The following is a 268-nucleotide window of genomic DNA, read 5'->3' on the forward strand; positions in this document are numbered from 1 at the left end:
TATAGAATGCATAGGGGTTCTTAGCTCATGTGACATATTCGCCAAAAACTCTGATTTGCTTAAATTAGCTGCTTCAGCAATGTTTTTCGCATGCTCAAGTTGCGAAGTCCGCGCTCTTACCTGCTCTTCTAAAAGATCTTTGGCCTCAAGTAATAAATCTTCTTTTTGTTTTAAATGGGTTACGTTTTTAAAAATAACCGCTAATGCTATCTCACCATGATGATCAATTTCATTAAATGAGCCGACAAGTGGAATTTTACTGCCATCT

The 268-nt window shown here is 36.9% G+C and carries 1 protein-coding gene; it reads right to left on the reverse strand.

Going from position 1 to position 268, the window contains the following annotated elements; translation table 11 throughout:
• Positions 1 to 268, reverse strand: a 268-nt coding sequence (locus R0K30_RS22130) for a histidine kinase dimerization/phospho-acceptor domain-containing protein (RefSeq protein WP_410613007.1), incomplete at both ends; no start/stop codon positions are given.

Source organism: Bacillus sp. SIMBA_154 (assembly GCF_046536015.1).
In the GTDB taxonomy this organism is placed as follows: Bacteria; Bacillota; Bacilli; order Bacillales; family Bacillaceae; genus Bacillus; species Bacillus pumilus_P.